Origin of the sequence: Pantoea sp. XY16 (assembly GCF_025153065.1) — a bacterium.
GTDB lineage: Bacteria > Pseudomonadota > Gammaproteobacteria > Enterobacterales > Enterobacteriaceae > Pantoea > Pantoea alfalfae.
This window is the reverse complement of sequence record NZ_JANZNP010000004.1, coordinates 153486-171385: the sequence shown is the minus strand read 5'-3', so window position 1 is coordinate 171385 and position 17900 is coordinate 153486. Positions and strand designations below refer to the sequence as shown.

General features: G+C 56.1%; 15 protein-coding genes. 4 read left to right on the top strand and 11 right to left on the bottom strand.

Annotation, left to right across the window (positions count from 1 at the left end):
* Positions 1-29 precede the first annotated feature (29 nt).
* The gene (locus N1689_RS05440; RefSeq protein WP_260058451.1) at positions 30-779 is read left to right on the top strand and encodes a DeoR/GlpR family DNA-binding transcription regulator; all 750 of its coding nucleotides are present in this window, start codon (positions 30-32) and stop codon (positions 777-779) included.
* Here N1689_RS05440 and N1689_RS05435 read toward each other — a convergent pair.
* Together N1689_RS05435 and N1689_RS05430 are read right to left on the bottom strand one after the other, a co-directional pair.
* On the bottom strand, positions 772-1251 hold the full coding sequence (locus N1689_RS05435; RefSeq protein ID WP_260058189.1) for a glutamate racemase: 480 nt from the start codon (positions 1249-1251) through the stop codon (positions 772-774). The two genes, N1689_RS05440 and N1689_RS05435, sit on opposite strands and share 8 nt — an antisense overlap.
* A 159-nt stretch (positions 1252-1410) precedes the next feature.
* Positions 1411-1809: a VOC family protein gene (locus N1689_RS05430; protein ID WP_260058188.1), complete on the bottom strand. Its 399-nt coding sequence runs from the start codon at positions 1807-1809 to the stop codon at positions 1411-1413.
* A gap of 421 nt (positions 1810-2230) precedes the next feature.
* On the opposite strand from N1689_RS05430, the gene N1689_RS05425 reads away from it, so the two are divergent.
* Positions 2231-3262: an NADP-dependent oxidoreductase gene (locus tag N1689_RS05425; RefSeq protein WP_161734715.1), complete on the top strand. Its 1032-nt coding sequence runs from the start codon at positions 2231-2233 to the stop codon at positions 3260-3262.
* 41 nt (positions 3263-3303) lie between these two features.
* Here N1689_RS05425 and N1689_RS05420 read toward each other — a convergent pair whose 3' ends face one another.
* The 7 genes from N1689_RS05420 to N1689_RS05390 form a co-directional block, all read right to left on the bottom strand.
* Positions 3304-4164, bottom strand: a complete 861-nt coding sequence (locus N1689_RS05420) for a PfkB family carbohydrate kinase (protein WP_260058187.1) — start codon at positions 4162-4164, stop codon at positions 3304-3306.
* Positions 4165-4166: 2 nt separating this feature from the next.
* Complete coding sequence (locus N1689_RS05415; protein ID WP_161734709.1) at positions 4167-5024, bottom strand: MurR/RpiR family transcriptional regulator; 858 nt, start codon at positions 5022-5024, stop codon at positions 4167-4169.
* A complete protein-coding gene (locus tag N1689_RS05410) occupies positions 5024-5995 on the bottom strand; it encodes an ABC transporter permease (RefSeq protein WP_260058185.1) in 972 nt (323 codons plus the stop codon). Before N1689_RS05410 ends, N1689_RS05415 begins: the two co-directional genes overlap by 1 nt.
* A 32-nt stretch (positions 5996-6027) precedes the next feature.
* A complete protein-coding gene (locus N1689_RS05405; RefSeq protein WP_253421902.1) occupies positions 6028-7530 on the bottom strand; it encodes a sugar ABC transporter ATP-binding protein in 1503 nt (500 codons plus the stop codon).
* A gap of 16 nt (positions 7531-7546) precedes the next feature.
* The gene (locus tag N1689_RS05400) at positions 7547-8587 is read right to left on the bottom strand and encodes a substrate-binding domain-containing protein (protein ID WP_161734703.1); all 1041 of its coding nucleotides are present in this window, start codon (positions 8585-8587) and stop codon (positions 7547-7549) included.
* A 55-nt stretch (positions 8588-8642) separates the two neighbouring features.
* Positions 8643-9623, bottom strand: coding sequence for a TIM barrel protein (locus tag N1689_RS05395; protein ID WP_260058184.1), 981 nt, complete (start codon positions 9621-9623; stop codon positions 8643-8645).
* A 297-nt stretch (positions 9624-9920) separates the two neighbouring features.
* The gene (locus N1689_RS05390) at positions 9921-12278 is read right to left on the bottom strand and encodes a membrane-bound PQQ-dependent dehydrogenase, glucose/quinate/shikimate family (protein ID WP_260058183.1); all 2358 of its coding nucleotides are present in this window, start codon (positions 12276-12278) and stop codon (positions 9921-9923) included.
* A gap of 669 nt (positions 12279-12947) precedes the next feature.
* Between N1689_RS05390 and N1689_RS05385 the strand changes: the two genes are divergently transcribed.
* Entirely contained in the window at positions 12948-13952 is a 1005-nt protein-coding gene (locus tag N1689_RS05385; RefSeq protein ID WP_260058182.1) for a GT-D fold domain-containing glycosyltransferase, read from the top strand.
* A 191-nt stretch (positions 13953-14143) separates the two neighbouring features.
* Positions 14144-15466 carry an MFS transporter gene (locus tag N1689_RS05380; protein WP_260058181.1) on the top strand — a complete coding sequence of 441 codons (1323 nt, stop codon included), beginning with the start codon at positions 14144-14146 and terminating at the stop codon, positions 15464-15466.
* Positions 15467-15573: 107 nt separating this feature from the next.
* Here the strand turns inward: N1689_RS05380 and N1689_RS05375 are convergent, their stop codons facing one another.
* Both N1689_RS05375 and N1689_RS05370 read right to left on the bottom strand, forming a co-directional pair.
* Positions 15574-17004: a cytosine permease gene (locus tag N1689_RS05375; RefSeq protein ID WP_260058180.1), complete on the bottom strand. Its 1431-nt coding sequence runs from the start codon at positions 17002-17004 to the stop codon at positions 15574-15576.
* Between the two features lie 355 nt (positions 17005-17359).
* Entirely contained in the window at positions 17360-17815 is a 456-nt protein-coding gene (locus N1689_RS05370) for a helix-turn-helix domain-containing protein (protein WP_161732337.1), read from the bottom strand.
* Between the last annotated feature and the right edge of the window lie 85 nt (positions 17816-17900).

Sequence of the window (17900 nt, the reverse complement as noted above, 5' to 3'; positions counted from 1 at the left end):
CTTCAAGAAAAAACATGCAAAGGCCAGTCATGCTATCCCGCCAGCGAAAACAGACGATTCTTGCCCTGCTCGCCCAGGAAAAACAGGTGCAATCGCGCGACCTCAGCCAGCGCTTTGGCCTCTCCGAAGACTCTATCCGCCGCGACCTGCGTGAACTGGCGGCTGAAGGCTTATTGCAGCGGGTGCATGGCGGCGCCCTGCCGGTTTCCGCTGCGCTGGCCACCTTTGAAACGCGCAAAAGCGTGCAGACCGCCTCAAAGCAGGTTATCGCGCAGAAGGCAATCTCGCTGATCCAGCCGGGACAGATTGTGCTGATTGATGGCGGGACCACCAGCGCGGAACTGGTGCGACAGTTACCCGCAGCGCTGAGCTTTACCGCCGTCACCCACAGTCCCAGCGTGGCGCTGGCATTAGCCGATCATCCACTGGTGGAGATCATTATGGTTGGCGGGCAGCTCTATAAGCATTCAGTGGTGACGGTGGGCGCATCAATGCTGGAATCGATCAACCGCATTAATGCCGATCTCTTTTTTATGGGCGTGACCGGTGTGCATCCGGCGGCCGGGCTGACCACCGGCAATTACGAAGAGGCGACGGTGAAGCGTGCGCTGGCAGGACGTGCAGCAGAAACCGTGGTGCTGGCATCAGCCGAAAAACTGAATTCCGCCTCCGCCTTTGCCATTGGCGATCTGTCACTGGCCAGCACGCTGATTGTAGAAACGCAGCCGGACAACGCGCTGCAACTGGCGCTGAGCCAGCAGGGTGTGACGATCATCTGAGTTCGTAGCAGGCGTGCAGCGCAAGATGCGGGCCTGTCAGCGGTCGCCGTGCCGCGGGAAACTGCAGGGCAACCGGCGTCATTGAGCTTTGCGCCAAAGCCACCGCAATGGCTCCCTGCTGATACGCCTGCTCGGCGGCTGCCGCAATCAGTGCAAAGTATCGTGTTGTGTCCCCCGCTTTAAACGCCGCCCACGCGCCCTCCACCAGCACAATCTCTGTCTGGCTGCCCCGCTGGCAGAAGAGCGTCCGCGTCGCCGCCAGTGTTGATTCTGCCGCACAGAGCGCGACTGTGCGCCCTGCCTGCCGCTGCAGCGCCTCCGCTAACATCCCGTCGGTGCGCATAACCCGATCCTGCGCGCTGAAATCACCGGCAACCGGCCCCAGCGTCGAGCAGGTGATCAGCACCGCATCGAACTGCGGCAGCAGCGTTTCAATCATTTGGGCAATACGGCGGCGTAACCCAGTTGTCATCCCGCCGCTGCATTCCGCTTCTGCCAGCAGCGCAGGCATTACCAGATGATTCAGCGGCGACGTCTCATATGCCAGTGCGCTGGCGGCATCATCAAATATTGCGATATTACTGGCCGCGGTGTGAAAGCAAAGAATGTTCAGGGTGAGCTCCGTTACACGTCAGATTGCGGATTGCCAGGCTGCATGCTGGATAACAACACGATAACCATCCTTGTCGCTAAATGTCACGCCCCGTTGATCCCAGTAAGGATTAAGTGCAGGAACCCGCAGAAATCCTGCCTCATCCATACAGGCACATCGGGCCAGCCAGTCAGGCCGTTGCGGAATGTAGAGCACCAGCAGGTCCTCATCCGTTGGCGATGGCCGGACGGGATGCGTGTGACAGAGCGTGAATTCGAGATGCCAGCCCAGCCCTTCAGCGCCCAGCATCACGCCACTGAACCCCTGATGATCGGTAAACTCACCGATTTCTTGCAACCCCAGCCCGTGGCAATAGCTCTGACTGCTTTGCGTCAGGTCTGTCACCGGTCGGGCAATACGCAGATGCTGGATAATCATGGTTCTCTCCCTGTAAAATTCCCTGATATTTATCACAATCTTCAGAGCTACCCGTGACGCCGGATGCGCAGCAACTTCCCATGTCCATAAATTGAAGGCATAAAAAACCCGCTTTAGCGGGTTTGGGAGGGAGCTGACAGTCAACCCGCGTTTGCTTCGCGTAATGCGTGTCATACCGCACCGCTGAAGACTCGCCTGCCCGTTTTTTTGCAAGCGGATGTGAACAGCCGTCAGTCTGAACCCGCGACATGAATGGTCCTGCATCCGCGGTGTCCCCGCGGTTAGCACCTTATGCGCTGTTATCGGTAAATCATGCTTACCGCTCACAGCGTTAAACGCATTCCCGCCGCTGTCATCTACACTTTCCCGGTATTCATATGGTGATGCCCTGAGCATTGCCCGGCTATAAAAGGATGACAATATGACTGAACAAGCAACCCAGAACCACGCCTGGTTACTGGCTTCACGCCCTCACGGTGAGCCGACCAAAGAGAATTTCCGCCATGTGGCCCAGCCCGTCCCGGAAATCAAAGAGGGTGAACTGCTGCTGAAAACCATCTATCTCTCGCTTGACCCCTACATGCGTGGCCGGATGGACGAGGGTAAATCCTACGCCGCGCCGGCAGAGCTGGATCAGCCGATGGTGGGCGGCACCGTCTGTCAGGTCGTCGAATCGAAAAACAGCGAGTTTAAAACCGGTGACTGGGTGCTGGCGCAGAGCGGCTGGCAGGAATATGCCGTCTCCGATGGCAAAGAGATTGCGAAGCTGGGCAACGATCTGCCACATCCGTCATGGGCGCTGGGCATTCTCGGGATGCCAGGCTTTACCGCCTATATGGGCCTGATGGATATCGGTCAACCAAAAGCGGGTGAAACCCTCGTCGTTGCCGCCGCAACCGGTCCGGTAGGCGCAACAGTTGGTCAGTTGGGTAAACAGAAAGGCTGCCGTGTCGTCGGTGTGGCGGGCGGTGAAGAGAAATGCCGTTTCGCGGTCGATACGCTGGGCTTTGATGCCTGCCTCGATCACCACAGTGCCGACTTTGAAGAGCAGCTGAAAAATGCCTGCCCGGATGGCATCGATATCTACTTCGAAAACGTCGGCGGCAAAGTGTTTGATGCCGTGTTCCCGCTGCTGAACACCGCTGCGCGCGTGCCGGTCTGTGGTCTGGTCTCGGCTTACAGCCAGCGTGAGCTGCCGGAAGGCCCGGACAGAACCTCACTGATCATGGCGGGCATTCTGAAGCGCCGCATCCGTATGCAGGGCTTTATCATCTTCCAGGATTACGGTGACCGTTATCCGGAGTTCCTGGAGGCGATGCGTCCGCTGGTGGAGAGCAAAAAAATCCACTATCGCGAGCACATGATTGAAGGGTTAGAGAACGCGCCACAGGCGTTTATCGATATGCTGAATGGCAAAAACTTCGGTAAAACCGTGGTGAACGTCGGCGCCTGATGACGTTAGCGTGCCAGGTCATTGACGTGGCACGCCATTAATCAGTGCGGCTGCCGGGAAACGTGTTCGGCAGCTGCACGATTTGCCGCACTCACCGCTTCTGCCAGCGTTACCCCGCTACTCAGGCGCTGACACAACACGCCGACAAAACAATCCCCGGCACCGTGGGTGCTGACCAGTGTCACCTTCTGCGCCGCCAGTGTATGCGTCTCTCCCGCCTCGCTGTAAGCCACACCATGTTCACCAGCGGTAACCACCACTCTGGCAAACCGGCTGGCCAGCGATTCTGCCGCTGAGCGCGCCGACGTCAGATCCTGCACGCTAATCCCGCACATATCGCGCGCTTCAATGGCGTTCACCACCAGCAGATCGATACAGTTTTCAAACGCGGCTGACAACGGCCGGGCGGGCGCGGCATTGACGCAGACCGTAATCCCCCGCTGCTGTGCCGCCTGGGCCGCACAGAGGTTCACCGCTTCCGGGACTTCATTTTGCAGCATCAGCAGCGACACCTCCTGCCAGAAACCGGGTTGCACAAAGGTCTCCAGCGGGATCTGCTGATTGGCATTGGAGACCACCACAGCACCGTAATCTCCTTCGGCATCGGTAATCGCCACGCTCATCCCGGAGGGAAGCGCATCAATGATGCTGACGGCGGTGCAATCGACCCCCGCCTGCTGCAGATGATCCAGCAGGAATTGCCCCTGCTGATCGCGCCCCACTGAACCGGCAAAGCGCACTGTGGCACCCGCGCGTGCCGCTGCGACGGCCTGATTACCTCCCTTGCCACCAAACTTATAGTGACAGGCGCTGCCCATCACGGTTTCGCCTTTTTCCGGGCGATGGTGTGCATCCAGCATAATGTCGTAGTGAAGACTGCCGGTGACTGCAATTTTGCTCATAGCTAGAATTCCCGCAGATCCTGAACCGCATGCTGGGTTTTCATCAGGTTCTTCTCCGCCCGCTTCAGATCTTTCTTGGCGATAGCGACAAACAGCGCATCCAGAATATTGAGTTGGGCGATGCGTGACGCGGCGTTTTCACCCAGCAGATGCGATCCCTGAGAGGTTGAATTGAGGACCACATGCGCACTCTGCGCGATCGGGGATTCGGCATAGTTGGTAATGGCGATAACCTTCGCGCCATTCCTTCCCGCCAGTCTGACCGGATCGTTCACCGCACGCGTAGCACCCGAATGGCTGATGGCGATAACCACATCGTCATCAGATAACACGGCGGCAGACATCAGCATGATGTGGGCGTCGTCATAGGCAGTCGACTTAATGCCAATCTTCAGCATCTTGTGTGACAGGTCCCGCGCCACGGCGGCAGAACCGCCCACGGCGTAGAGATCGATATGACGCGCTTTAAAGATAATGTCCGCCGCACGATTGAATTCAGAAACATCCAGAATCGATAAGGTCTCTTCAATCGCCTGGATAGAGGTTCTGAAAACTTTGGCCAGCAACTGCTCCGATGAATCATCCGGCTCAATTTCCGCATGCAGCCCTGCCACTTCAGACTGGTTATAATAAATCAGGCCACTTCTGAAATGCCTGAAGCCGGTGAAGTTAAGTTTTTTGGTAATCTTAACGATCATCGCTTCAGAGACATTATTCTCCCGCGCAATCTCCTTTAATGAGGATTGCTCGGTAATGTCGGTTCGGGCAATTATCGCCTCAGCTACCCGACGTTCTAACGGCGTCAGCTGGGGCAAACGCATACGAATCTGAGCGCCAATGGCTCGCGGATCTTGCTTCATTACTTGCCTCGGGTCGCCCGGTCAATCAACATCGCTATGATAATAATAAGGCCGGTAGCGAGCAATTGGTAAAAGGCCTGAATGTTCAGTAAGGTCAAGCCATTACGTAACGCACCGAGGATAACCACGCCGATCAGCGTCCCGAAGATACTGCCCTTGCCGCCCATTAACGACGCACCGCCAATGGCCGCCGCCGCAATCGCATCCAGTTCCCACAGGTTGCCGATGGTCGGTTCGGCAGCCCCCAGACGACCAATCAGAATCAGCGAGGCCAGTGAGGCCAGCAGGCCGGAGAAGATATAGACCGTGACCTTGGTGCGCTTAACCGGCACACCCGCGACCCGCGCCGCCTCTTCATTGCCGCCAATCGCCAGAATATATTCCCCCAGCGGGGTCTTATTCATCACCGTCCACAGCAGCAGTGCAATCACTGCCACAATCACAATCGGCGTGGGGATACCGAAAAGCGTACTGTTGATCAGGCTGCGAAATTCCAGCGGAATACCGAAGATGGGATTGCCGCCGGTGTAGATCAGCGCAATGGCCCGGAACAGCGACAGGCCGCCCAGCGTGACAATAAACGGCTGCAGTCCGGCATAGGCGATCAGCGTGCCGCTGAACAGTCCGCACATCGCGCCCACACCCAGCGTCGCGAGGATCGCCAGCGGCACCGGCACGCCCGATGCCATCAGGGTTGCACCCAGCACCGCAGAGAGCGCTGCAGTGGGGCCGACCGAGAGGTCAATCCCGCCGGAGATAATCACCAGCGTCATGCCCAGTGCGATCAGGGCGTTGATGGAGGACTGCTGCAGAATATTCAGCAGATTAGGCAGGGTGAAAAAGACCGGTGACAGAAACGAAAATGTCACCACGATAATCAGTAAGCCAATTAAGGTACCGGCATCACGCAGATTAAATTTAAGCCGCAGCGCAGGTCGGGTACCCGGCCCGGTAGATGTGTGAGTTGTCATAGTTATAACCTTAAATAGTGTCAGGTAAGCGGTCAGGCCGTCTGGTCAATATCTTTGATGGCATAACGGGCAATGTTCTCTTCGGTGATCGCGCTGCCGGTTAACTCTTTGGTTATCCGGCCCTCGCGCATCACCAGCACCCGATCGGAGATGCGCATGATCTCGGTCATTTCTGACGACACCACCACAATGGCTTTGCCCGCCTGGGCCAGTTTTTCAATCAGGTGATAGATTTCAGACTTGGCACCAATATCGATACCGCGCGTCGGCTCATCAAACAGAAACACATTGGCATCCGCCGCAACCCAGCGGCCGATGATCACTTTTTGCTGATTGCCGCCGCTCAGCGTGCCGATGGTTTTCTCAATGTCGAGCGGGCGCAGTTTCAGGTCGCCCATAACTTTCAACGCCTCGCGGTCCAGCCGGGCCTGGTTCATCAGCCCCGCCGACGTGAAGCGGTGCATCGACGGCAGCGCCATATTCATCTTCACCGCCCGCTCTTTGATAATGCCCTCTTTTTTGCGGTCTTCAGGTACCAGGCCAATGCCCGCCTTGATCGCCGCACGCACGTTGTGGTTCTTCACCGCGGCACCGTTGACGCTCACCGTGCCACGGGTGCGCCGGTCGATACCAGCAATCAACTTCAGCAGTTCTGTGCGCCCGGCACCCACCAGCCCGGCAATCCCCAGCACTTCGCCCGCACGAACGCTGAAATTGGCCGCCACCACCTCATTGCCACGCGTCAGATCCTCTACCCGCAGCACTTCGCGATCGGTGACAAATGCCTGATGGTCAAGCTTGTCGATCTTCCGTCCGACCATTTTGGCGACGATGCTCTCCTCATCCTCATCACTGATGTTGACCACCCCAACCTGCTTTCCGTCACGCATAATGGTGGCGCGGTCGCACACCCGGAAAATCTCATTCATCTTGTGCGAGACATAGATCAGCGAAACGCCGGTCGACTTCAGATCGCCAATCAGCTCCGCCAGCCGATCAAATTCGCGTGGCGTCAGGCTGGAGGTCGGTTCATCCATGGCGATGATTTTGGCGTCATCCAGCAGCGCCCGGGCAATCTCAACGATCTGCTGCTGCGATACCTTGAGGTTCCTGATCGGCGTATCGGGATCGATAGTGGGATCCAGCGTCTTCAGAATCAGGGTGGCCCGCGCCAGCTGGGCCTTTTTATCCACCCACCAGCCCCCGGCGCGGGTCAGCGGGCGACCCAGAAACATGTTCTGCGCCACGGAAAGCTCAGGCACATGCTGCAACTCCTGGTGGATCATCGCGATCCCGGCCTGACGGGCGCTGAGCGGACTGCGGATCTGCACCCGGTTTCCGTTGACGCAGATCTCTCCGCTGTCCGCGCCGCGAACGCCGGAGAGGATATTCAGCAGCGTCGACTTACCCGCGCCGTTTTCCCCAATCAGCGCGTGCACCTCGCCGGGCCGCACTGAGAAATCGACCTCCTGCAGCGCGGCGGCGTTACCGTAACTTTTGCTGATGCCACACATCATTAAGCGAAACTGTTCCATACCCGCTCCCGCAGACCTATTGTTGAGCCAGCAGCTGACGCAACCGGTTGTTGTCTTTGGTTGAGAACGCCTCAACATTCTCTTTGGTGATCAGCGCCTGAGGTGTCGAGACAACGCGCGACAGTTTCTGTCCGTTGATCAGCCTGATAATGACGTCCATCGCCACTTCACCGGTCAGCACCGGGAAACTGTCGACCGTGCCGGTCAGCTCGCCGCGCTTAATCGAGGCGTAGGCATCGGAAATACCGTCAGTGCCAAAGATGGCCACCTGTGACGCTTTGTTCTGCGCGCGTACCGCCTCCACCACGCCCAGTGCCATGGTGTCGTTGTTGGCGTAGAAGCCGATCAAATCAGGATGCTGCTGCAGAATGGTCGATGCGGCGTTAAAGGCCTGCTCGCGACTCCAGTTGGCGGGCACGCTGGCCACGATGGTGAACTTCCCGGCGCTGTCCAGCGTCTCTTTAAAGCCACGGGTGCGCTGTCCGGCGGCATAAACCCCTGGCTGCCCTTCAATTACCGCCACTTTGCCGCCCTGCGGATGGTGCTGAATAAACCACTTCGCCACCCGCACGCCATTATCCTTCTGGACGTTGCCGACGTAGTAGCGCGCATTCGGCATCACCGCATCATTAACGTTCACCACCGGAATATTTTTACTGTTGGCACTCTCCAGTGCAGGCTCCAGGTTGATATCGGTCTGCGGCGAAACCAGCAGGCCGTTAAAGCCCTGCGAGATCAGGGTTTCCGCAATGGAGAGCTGACCGAGCTGATCGTCTTCATTGGCTGCCGCCTGATAAGCGACAGTGAAACCATACTTTTTCGCCACGTTCTGATAGCCCTGGCCGAGTGAGCGCCAGTACTCATTGGTCAGGGTTTTCGATACCCCACCAATCTTCAGCGACTTATCGACTTTTGGCAGTGCGCCATATCTGGTGTCGAGCTGGGTCCAGTCGGTGCGATCCGGTTCAGTATCGGATTGCAGCGGTGCCAGTTCTGCCGCATAAACCGTGCTGCAGAGCAGTGAGGAGGCGATAAGAGCAAGCAGGCGTTTTTTCATTTTTTATTCTCAGGGTGTTGGGTAGAGGTGTGATGTTTTTATGATTAATCGGCTGTCAGCGCGCCAGCATGATGTCATTGACGATCTGCTGAGAGGCCACCGCATCCTGACGCCCGATGGCCGCCAGTAACGCCGCGTTGTCGTGCAGCTGGTCACACAGCCTCAGCAGACGGGTCACGGTCGCAATATTGCTTTCTGCCTCACGGATTGGGTCAAGACCGCTGGCATCCGGGAAGGTATCGAAGTAGTAGGCACCGCGGTAGCCATCACGCTGCATCTGCCAGAGAAACTCCAGTGTGGCGCGTGGGTTAACTGAGCCAACCATCAGGCCGTCATCACGCTTGCCCCAGCCGTCGTTAAGGTCCAGCCCCAGCAGCCGTGAGCGGCGCGCCACCATGGCGGCGGCGTAAGCCGGGATCTCATTGGCAAACAGGACATGAGCAAAATCCAGGGTGATCCCCAGGTTGGCGCAGCCCGCCTCTTCCACAGCCAGCAGACAGGTGGTGGCGTTGGGAAAGATGCTGTAGGCGCGTGGCTCATTGGGTTTATATTCGATGCTGACGTCAACGTCCGGTGCATACTCCGCCACTTCACGCACGGCGCTGACCGCATCCTCCCAGATTTTCTTATAGTCCGCCTGGAAGCAGTAATCGAAACCGTCCTGCCCCATCCACAGCGTCATCAGCCGTGAACCAAATTCCCGACCCGCGTCGATGCCGCGCTTGGTCAGTTCAATCGCTTCGCGACGCACTTTCGCGTCGGGATGGGTAAACGCGCCGATTTTGAACTGCGGCGCGTCCCAGCGCATCTGCATACCGTTAACGGCCAGACCCGCATCACTGATCGCCTGGCGCAGTGTGGCGATATCGCTGGTGAGATGTTGCGGATAGTTGAGGTCGAGATGCGTTAAGCCTTTGACCTTGCCTGCACGGGCAACCATCTGCAGCACAGAGGGCTTGCCCTGCTTATCGGGCCAGTAGAGGTGCGCCCCCGAGGCGAAAGAGTTAAGACGGGTAGCAAATTTCAGTTCCGACATGAGCATCAATCCTTCAGAGTGCGTATTGTGAAGTACTTTTCGTATTCACGATTAATTGTGAAGTCATATATTAATCTACGCCTCGCGGCTTAATGCGCAAGTCTGTCAGGCAGGAGAAATCGTTAAAGCGGGAGCGCTGTCACGAAATGGTTTCGATGCGTTATCAGATGGTGTGAATACGGAGATGAAAGAATTGAGATGAAATACAACAGGTTGTCGCGATAAGCCGGGCGTGAGATCTGACAGGCAGAGGTGTGAAAAAAGCTGAGCGCCGGGGCGGCGCTCAGCGGGTCAGGATTACTTCAGACGGAAAGCGACAACGCTGTCGCCCGCCGTGGTGCCGAGCGAGCCGTGGCCGCCCGCGGCAATCACCACATACTGCTTGCCATCTTTGCCCATAAAGGTGGATGGCGTGGCCTGCGCACCCGCGCTCAGTTCAGTCTGCCACAGCAGTTCGCCAGTGGTGCTGTCGTAAGCACGGAAGAAGTTATCTGCCGTTGCGCCGTGGAACACCAGATCACCCGCCGTCAGCAGCGGTCCGCCGTGCGCCACCATACCCATCGGGAAACCGAGCGGGAAGCGGCCAGGCAGGAAGCTGGTCTTGAGGTTTTTGGTGGTACCGACGCGACGCAGCCATTCAGTTTTGCCGGTGGTCAGATCCACACCGACCATCCGTCCCCACGGTGGCGCGATGCAGGGAATACCCAGACCCGACGCCATCTGCTGGATGTGGATAGCGTAATCTCCGTGGAAGTTTTCATTCCAGTACGGCGTGCCATCTTTGGTGAAAGTACGCTGGGTTTCGGTTTCCGGCGTGCGCTTAATCAGGTTGTATTTGTAGGCCAGGCGCACCGGTGCCGCAATCAGCATCTGACGCTGCGGATCAACAGCCACGGAACCCCAGTTAAACACCCCGATGTTGCCCGGGAAGATCAGCGAGCCCTTCTCGGTTGGCGGCGTCCAAGGGTTACCATCATAACGCAGCTCACGGAAGGTCGTGCGACAGGCCATCTGGTCAAATGGCGTAATGCCCCACATCGACTTCTCAGTCAGCGGCTGCGGAATGAAGTTCAGGCTGGAGACCGGCTGGGTCGCCGCGTACTGTTCGCCCTTAATGCCATCCGTGGAGACCTTAACCTGCTCTACCGGGTAAACCGGCTCACCGGTCAGGCGGTTCAGCACAAACAGGTTGCCGGTTTTCGTCGGCAGGATCACCGCCGGTTGCGGTTTGCCCTGATAGTTGATGTCCACCAGCGACGGCTGTGACGGGTTATCGCGATCCCAGAGGTCGTGGTTCGAACTCTGATAACGCCATTTGAACGCTCCTGTATTCAGATCCAGTGCCACCAGCGCATCACGGAATTTTTCAGTGTTGCTGGCGGGATCGCGTTCAAGTCCCACTTCATCCGGCGAGGCGTTACCAAACGGCACATAAACCAGGCCGTTTTTCAGGTCGGCGCTCAGGGTGGCCCAGGCGACCGGGGTATCCTGTGGATAGGTTGCGCCTGCGGCGACCGGTGCAGTGTTATCCGGATTAGCCGGATCGAAGTTCCACACCAGACGACCCGTAACGGCATCATAGGCACGGATCACACCCGATGGGTTGCCGCTGTTGAAGCCGTTATCCATCACCGAACCGCCAACGATCACCAGATTGCCTGCCACCAGTGGCGCGGCAGTCTGCATCAGCGCGTGCGGACGCACCTCGCCCATGTTGGCGCGCAGGTTTACCACGCCGTTGTCACCAAAGTCAGCACAGGCTTTACCGGTATCGGCATCCAGCGCCAGCAGGCGGGCATCGGTGGTCGCATTAAAGATACGTTTACGGCAGATAGCCGGGGATGCGCCTGTCTGCTGCTCCGCCTGTTGACCGGCATCGAAGTAGCTCACGCCACGACAGGTCTGGTGCTGCTGCAGATAAGAGCGGTTTTTATCCGGCGCTGTTTTCCACTTCACCGCACCGGTTTCCGGATCAAGAGCATGGACTTCATTGTGCGGCGTACAGAAGTAGAGCATGCCGTTGGCTTTCAGCGGTGTCGCTTCAAAGGTGTATTCAGTCGCATCATCACCCTGGCGCAAATCGCCGGTGTGATAGGTCCAGGCCACTTCCAGATCTTTCACGTTATCTTTAGTGATCTGCTTCAGTGCCGAGAAACGCTGGCCATCCGTCGTACCGCCATAGGCGTTCCACTCTTCAGTAGCACCGCCGGTCGCGGAACTATTACGTTGGGTGTTAATGGTGCCCTGTTGCGGCAGCGGATCGTAGAAGCAGAGGCCAATCACCAGCAGCACCATCAGCACCACTGAGCCGCCAAGGAAAGGATGGAAGCGACGCTGTCCCTGATAGAGAGGACGTACCACCCATGGCAGCGCCAGCCAGAGACCCAGCACGCCAAACAGGTCGCCGCGCGGGATCCACTGCCATTTGTCGAAGCCCACTTCCCAGATCGTCCAGAACAGCGTAACCCACATCAGCAGCGCATACAGCGTCAGTGCACTACGTTTGTTCATCATCAGCAGAATCGCGCTGAGCAGAACGCCCACACCCATCAACGCATAGAACGCGCTGCCTCCTGCAAGCAGAAGTTGTCCTCCCATGTAAATCAGGGCGATAGCAAATATCACCATGATTACGCTGGTTATTTTATTGATCATGATCCATCCTCGGGTCATTAGCGGTCATCAGAAAGTTAAGCTGGAAACATAAATTCAACGAGATTTTAACGTACATGAGAAATATGTAAAAACGTGTACAGGCGTAAATCATTAGTAATATTTATTAGAAATGTCGACTGCAGAGGCTTTACCACCGCTTTATTTACTTTCCTAAGGGCCAAATACGCGATATCCATCACAAAAAATTAACGATAGGCCGTGCGTTATCGCACCTTTTGTTCAAAGGTGAATAACTGACAGATCCGTTGCGCTTCATGAACGCCAGCTTAAGTCTGATCAAACAGGGGTAATAAGTGTCAAATAAGCCTAATGGTTTATTCACGCCGTGCTGCAAAAGCTCTTAATGCTATAAGCAGAAAACTTAATACACTGCAGTTTTAAACTGTCTGCTGATCAGTGCTCATGCGGTGTCAATGATTTTCAAAGTATTAATTCTGGCAGTTGACTTTAATCTGCCATTATTTTTTTAGCGCTTCATTTAATAAGAAACAGATTAATAATAAAAGGGATTCTGACCATGAAATCGCTTTCAGATATTCCGTAGCCTGACGCTGTTTCTATCTGTGATATATATCAGCACTGTTATAAGAATTTATCCGGCCAGCAGGCGGGATTTTCTCTGGCAGCAATAACCCAGGCAGGCTAACTATGTCCGCACTTCACAGTATTTATCGTAAGTTTCGTTTCCCGTTTAAATTTATTAATGCAGCCATTCGCTATCCTGCCGCGCAGGTACGGGTAAAGCGTTATTCCGTCATGTCGATAGAAGAAACTATCGATCTGCTATTACGTAAACCGCAATTATCACTGGCCCGTTACGGCGACGGGGAACTGGAGATGACCTGGTATAAAAACATTGGCTTTCAGCCATTTGACCCAAAACTGTCGGCAAGGCTCAAGGCGCTGCTGCTGCAGGCCCCCCAGGACAACCCGGACTGTCTGATTTGCCTGCCGGATGCTTTTCGCACCACCCGCAGTATGAAAAATGGATCGGCCCTGTTCTGGTTCTTCCATAAATCATTTTACTTTAAACATTATGATGCTCTGCTGAATCATCAGTACCAGTATGGCAATACCTCAGTGACCCGCCCTTATCACGATTATAAAAGCAAACAATTATCCAGGACGATATTCGATAAATTTAAACAGCTTTATCAGGGTCGCCGGGTATTAATTGTTGAAGGCAGTGGCACACGTCTGGGATTAGGCAATGATTTACTGGAGGGGGCCAGCGAAATTAAACGTATTACGACGCTGAACCGTAATGCTTTTTCCGTTTATGATCGTCTTTTCGATACGGTATTAGCGAATGCCGTCAACTTTGACCTGGTCTTAATTTCATTAGGGCCGACGGCAACCGTGCTGGCGTATGATTTAAGTCAGCGCGGAATTCGCTGTATTGATAGCGGCCATGTCGATATTGAATATGAGTGGATGCTGGCCAGTGCCACCAGCAAAGTAAAAGTGGCAGGAAAAAATGTTAATGAAGCGGGCGTGCTGCTGAGTGAACAGACAACAGTCGCTGATGCGACGTATCAGCGGCAGATGTTGCAGCACGTTGGCAAAATGCCACAGGATAAAACCACGGCTGAAGCGGACGTCGTGCTTATCCCACTGCCCCACGTCAGCAGCACGCATCATAACGCTGCCTGAGGTTCACCATCGACAGGCAATGACTGCACCGCATTGATGCGCAGGCGAATAATTAGCGGGATCAGCTAACCCTACACGGGGCGGGCTCAGCGGCCCGTACCCAGTGCTTGTCCGCTGTTTGCCGGATAAATGCCCTTTCCGGCATCAATTTTGCTTCTGCTCTCCTGAGACATTTAATCAGGAGAAGTGAGATGACAACCAGCCGTTACCGTTACACCATATTTTCACTGCTGTTCCTGATCGCCCTGATCAACTACATCGATCGCGGCGCCCTGTCATTTGCGGCCAACGCCATAGCGGCGGAGTACCACTTCAGCAAAGTCCAGCTCGGTGCCGTGCTGGGTTACTTTGGCTTTGGCTATCTGTTTGGTTCGCTGTGTGGCGGCTTTCTTGCCGACCGTATCGGCACGAAAAAAGTCTGGCTGCTGGCCGGCGTGCTCTGGTCGCTGCTGGAGATCGCCACCGCCTGGGCGGGTGAACTGGGCATGGCGCTGTTTGGCGGCTCCGCCATTATGGGCTTTGCTGCCCTGCGCATCCTGTTTGGTTTTTCCGAAGGCCCGGCCTATGCGCTGATGAACAAGGCGATTGCCCACTGGGCACCTGACAGCGAGCGTGGCTTCGCGTTGGGTATCGGCCTGCTTTCGACCCAGGTGGGTGCGCTGCTGACCGCCCCGATTGCGGTGGGCCTGCTGCTGCTGACCCATGACTGGCGGATGATGTTTATCCTGCTGGGTGTGTTCTCCCTGCTGGCGATGGCGCTGTTTGCCCGCACCTTCAGCGACAGCCCGGAGAAAAGTCCACATACCAACGCCGCAGAACGTCAGCTTATCCAGACAGGTCAGCGCCGCAGCGCGGGCGACAGTGTCCCCCTCCCCTGGTGGCGCTTCTTTACCAGCCGCACCCTGGTCTGCAACGCGCTCGGTTACTTTTCATTCCTCTACATCACCTTTACTCTGGTGACCTGGATGCCGAAATATCTGCAGGATAATTTCCATTACGACCTGCACTCACTGTGGTACGTCGCGATGATCCCGTGGAGCGGCGCCTGTATCACGGTGCTGTTGGGCGGTCGCATTGCCGACGCCCTGCTGGCCCGCTTCCGTAGCCTGCATCTGGCGCGCAATCTGTTTGCCGCCGTCACGCTGTGCGGCACTGCCTGCTGCTTTATGGCGATCCCCTATGTGCAGTCGGCTGCCGGGATTATTGCACTGATGACCCTGGGCAATGCACTGAATGCACTGGTGAACAATGTCTACTGGTCGGTGGTGATTGATGTCACCCCGAAAGCGTCGGTGGGCACCTACAGCGGCATGACGCTGGCGATAGCCAATCTGGCAGCGATTATCTCTCCGATGCTCTGCGGCTGGCTGGCGGAATATTACGGCTACAACGCAATGTTTACCGTCACCGCGCTGATCGCCTTTGGCAGTATGCTGGCAATGACGCTGCTGCAACCGGAGAAACCGCTGGTGGCAGAGGCGCAGACCGGCGCAGCGGATGTTTCAGCCGCCTGATTTCAGACAATCAGATTGTCTGGCACGACGGTCATCTGACATGCGGGCGATCACACCCACACAGACTGACAGCCCCTGAGCGCTGGTTGCTCAGGGGCTTCAGCGTGTCACTCTGCGGGATAAACTGACTGTTCAGGTGTGCCCCGGCGATCCCAGCGGCTGGCGATCAGCCATAACAGTGCCGTCGCAAACCAGCCGATGATCCACGAGACATCATTACCGGCAAAAATCCAGGTCAGCGATCCATGGTGCAGCGGATTATCGATAAACGGCAGTTGCACCAGCACGCCCAGAAAATAGACGGTAATACCGGCCAGGTTCCAGCGACCATAGCGTCCACCCGGCTGCGACAGTGCCGGGACATCAACCTTGCCCCTGGTGATCAGATAGAAATCGGTCAGGCTGATCGCGCTCCACGGCACAAAGAAAGCCAGCAGAAACAGCAGGAAGTGGGTGAAGGATTTCAGAAAGGCCGGCTCACTGACCAGAGCAATGACGCAGGCCAGCGTCACCATCAGCACCACAAACAGAATACGCCCGCCCCGACTCAGCGTGGTTTGCTGACGGAAGCCAGAGATAATGGTGGTCAGTGACATAAAACTGCCGTAGGCGTTCAGCGTGGTAAATGTGATTTTTCCAAAGCAAATGGCGAAATAAATCACCATGGCCATGGTCGCCGTGCTGCCCATGTTCACGATGTAACCGACCTCATTGCCTGCAAACGCACTTCCGGCAATGGCAGCAACAATCACCCCCAGCGTCATTGAAGCCTGCGTGCCAAGTACGGTGCCAAAAAAGACCGAGCAGAAGAGTTTCTTCGCGGAGACATCAGCTGGCAGATAGCGCGAATAGTCCGACACATAGGGACAGAAGGCAATCTGCCAGGAGGAAGAAAGGGAAACCGCCAGCAGGAAATTTGCCGGGGTAAAGTGCTGATTCTGCCACACGGCGGATAAGTCATGCGTGGTGAACAGCGTGATAAACAGATAAGCAAAAGCTAAAACGCCGATGACGCTCGCGACCTTCCCGAGCTGATGAATCATGCGATAGCCCAGCACCGCGATGATCACGATGAGCATGCTAAACAGGATCATCCCGGCTGAATTGCTGACATCGATAAGTTTAGCCAGCGCCTGTCCCGCTAGCACTGTCCCGCTGGCGGAAAATCCCACATACATCATGCACACCAGCACCAGCGGAATGACGGCACCAAACACGCCAAACTGCATACGGCTGGTGATCATCTGCGGTAAACCCAGACGCGGGCCCTGGATCGCATGCAAAGACATGATCGCTGCACCCAGAATCTGTCCCACAAGTAAGCCGATAAGCGACCACACGACGTCTCCACCCAGCACCACCGCCAGTGCACCCGTGACAATGGCCGTGATTTGCAGATTGCCACCGAACCAGAGCGTGAACTGGCTAAAGGAGTGACCATGACGCTCACGCAGCGGGATGTAATCAATGGAACGGGTTTCTGACAGGCGTGGTTTCTCTGCGCCTGAATAAGCTGATACAGATGATTTGACCGACATAGATTCCTCGCTGGAACAGTAAGAGACGCGTTAACTGAAAAAGTAATGTGCCCGGTTTCTGGTTGAAGATACATGTCTATACAATTAGCGAGAATGTCATGCGCCCTGGCAAGTTACAAGGCAACCGGTCATTGGAAAATGTGATGATATCGACAGGCCTGTCATGATGCGGGGCACGAAAGGATGAGGAAGCGCGGGGACCTGTTTCCGGGGATAACGCCCTTATGACGGAGCGTAAAACGGGAGTAAGGCATTTTGTTCAATCACCGCCACCGACAATAGCGATGATCGGGTAACGCGTGCGATGTCAGGCCTGTCCGTTTCAGAGTGTGCGGAAGAGGAAAAATCCTGACGGTTACCCTTCAGCAACCACTCGCTGACGATGACAGTCGGCCGGTTCCAGTTTTTGCCCCTGTGAGGAAATAACCTCCAGCCGCGCAAGCGGCTTTCCTTCCGCATTATCCAGCAGCACGGAGTGTGTCTCGCCTTTCTCAAACAGGTAACGCTCGCCCCACTGGCGCATCGCGACCACAACCGGAAACAGCGCACGGCCTCTTTCGGTCAGAACATATTCGCTGTAGGCACTGCCGTCGGAGGCTGGCGCAATCTCAAACACCCCTATCTCCACCAGCTGCTTCAGGCGTGACGCCAGGATGTTTTTCGCCAGCCCTAAATTCCGCTGGAAGTCACTGAATCTGCGGACGTCATCAAAGGCTTCACGCACGATCATCATGCACCAGCGCTCACCTATCGACTCCAGGGTTCTGGCGATCGGACACTCGCTGGTTCTCAAGGATTCCTGCTTAGCCATGCTCTTCTCTCACGCTGCCTGTCTCATGATGCCAGTTTAGCCACTCCGAAAAGGAGTGGCAAAAAAAAACCAGCCCGGTTAAAGA

What these genes read in the sequence shown, in the direction of transcription:
- N1689_RS05400 (WP_161734703.1), bottom strand. Translation starts at nt 8,587, where the DNA reads ATGAAAAAACGCCTGCTTGCTCTTATCGCCTCCTCACTGCTCTGCAGC.
- N1689_RS05375 (WP_260058180.1), bottom strand. Translation starts at nt 17,004, where the DNA reads ATGTCGGTCAAATCATCTGTATCAGCTTATTCAGGCGCAGAGAAACCA.
- N1689_RS05420 (WP_260058187.1), bottom strand. Translation starts at nt 4,164, where the DNA reads ATGAGCAAAATTGCAGTCACCGGCAGTCTTCACTACGACATTATGCTG.
- N1689_RS05415 (WP_161734709.1), bottom strand. Translation starts at nt 5,024, where the DNA reads ATGAAGCAAGATCCGCGAGCCATTGGCGCTCAGATTCGTATGCGTTTG.
- N1689_RS05390 (WP_260058183.1), bottom strand. Translation starts at nt 12,278, where the DNA reads ATGATCAATAAAATAACCAGCGTAATCATGGTGATATTTGCTATCGCC.
- N1689_RS05410 (WP_260058185.1), bottom strand. Translation starts at nt 5,995, where the DNA reads ATGACAACTCACACATCTACCGGGCCGGGTACCCGACCTGCGCTGCGG.
- N1689_RS05395 (WP_260058184.1), bottom strand. Translation starts at nt 9,623, where the DNA reads ATGTCGGAACTGAAATTTGCTACCCGTCTTAACTCTTTCGCCTCGGGG.
- N1689_RS05435 (WP_260058189.1), bottom strand. Translation starts at nt 1,251, where the DNA reads ATGACAACTGGGTTACGCCGCCGTATTGCCCAAATGATTGAAACGCTG.
- N1689_RS05405 (WP_253421902.1), bottom strand. Translation starts at nt 7,530, where the DNA reads ATGGAACAGTTTCGCTTAATGATGTGTGGCATCAGCAAAAGTTACGGT.
- N1689_RS05430 (WP_260058188.1), bottom strand. Translation starts at nt 1,809, where the DNA reads ATGATTATCCAGCATCTGCGTATTGCCCGACCGGTGACAGACCTGACG.
- N1689_RS05370 (WP_161732337.1), bottom strand. Translation starts at nt 17,815, where the DNA reads ATGGCTAAGCAGGAATCCTTGAGAACCAGCGAGTGTCCGATCGCCAGA.
- N1689_RS05425 (WP_161734715.1), top strand. Translation starts at nt 2,231, where the DNA reads ATGACTGAACAAGCAACCCAGAACCACGCCTGGTTACTGGCTTCACGC.
- N1689_RS05385 (WP_260058182.1), top strand. Translation starts at nt 12,948, where the DNA reads ATGTCCGCACTTCACAGTATTTATCGTAAGTTTCGTTTCCCGTTTAAA.
- N1689_RS05380 (WP_260058181.1), top strand. Translation starts at nt 14,144, where the DNA reads ATGACAACCAGCCGTTACCGTTACACCATATTTTCACTGCTGTTCCTG.
- N1689_RS05440 (WP_260058451.1), top strand. Translation starts at nt 30, where the DNA reads ATGCTATCCCGCCAGCGAAAACAGACGATTCTTGCCCTGCTCGCCCAG.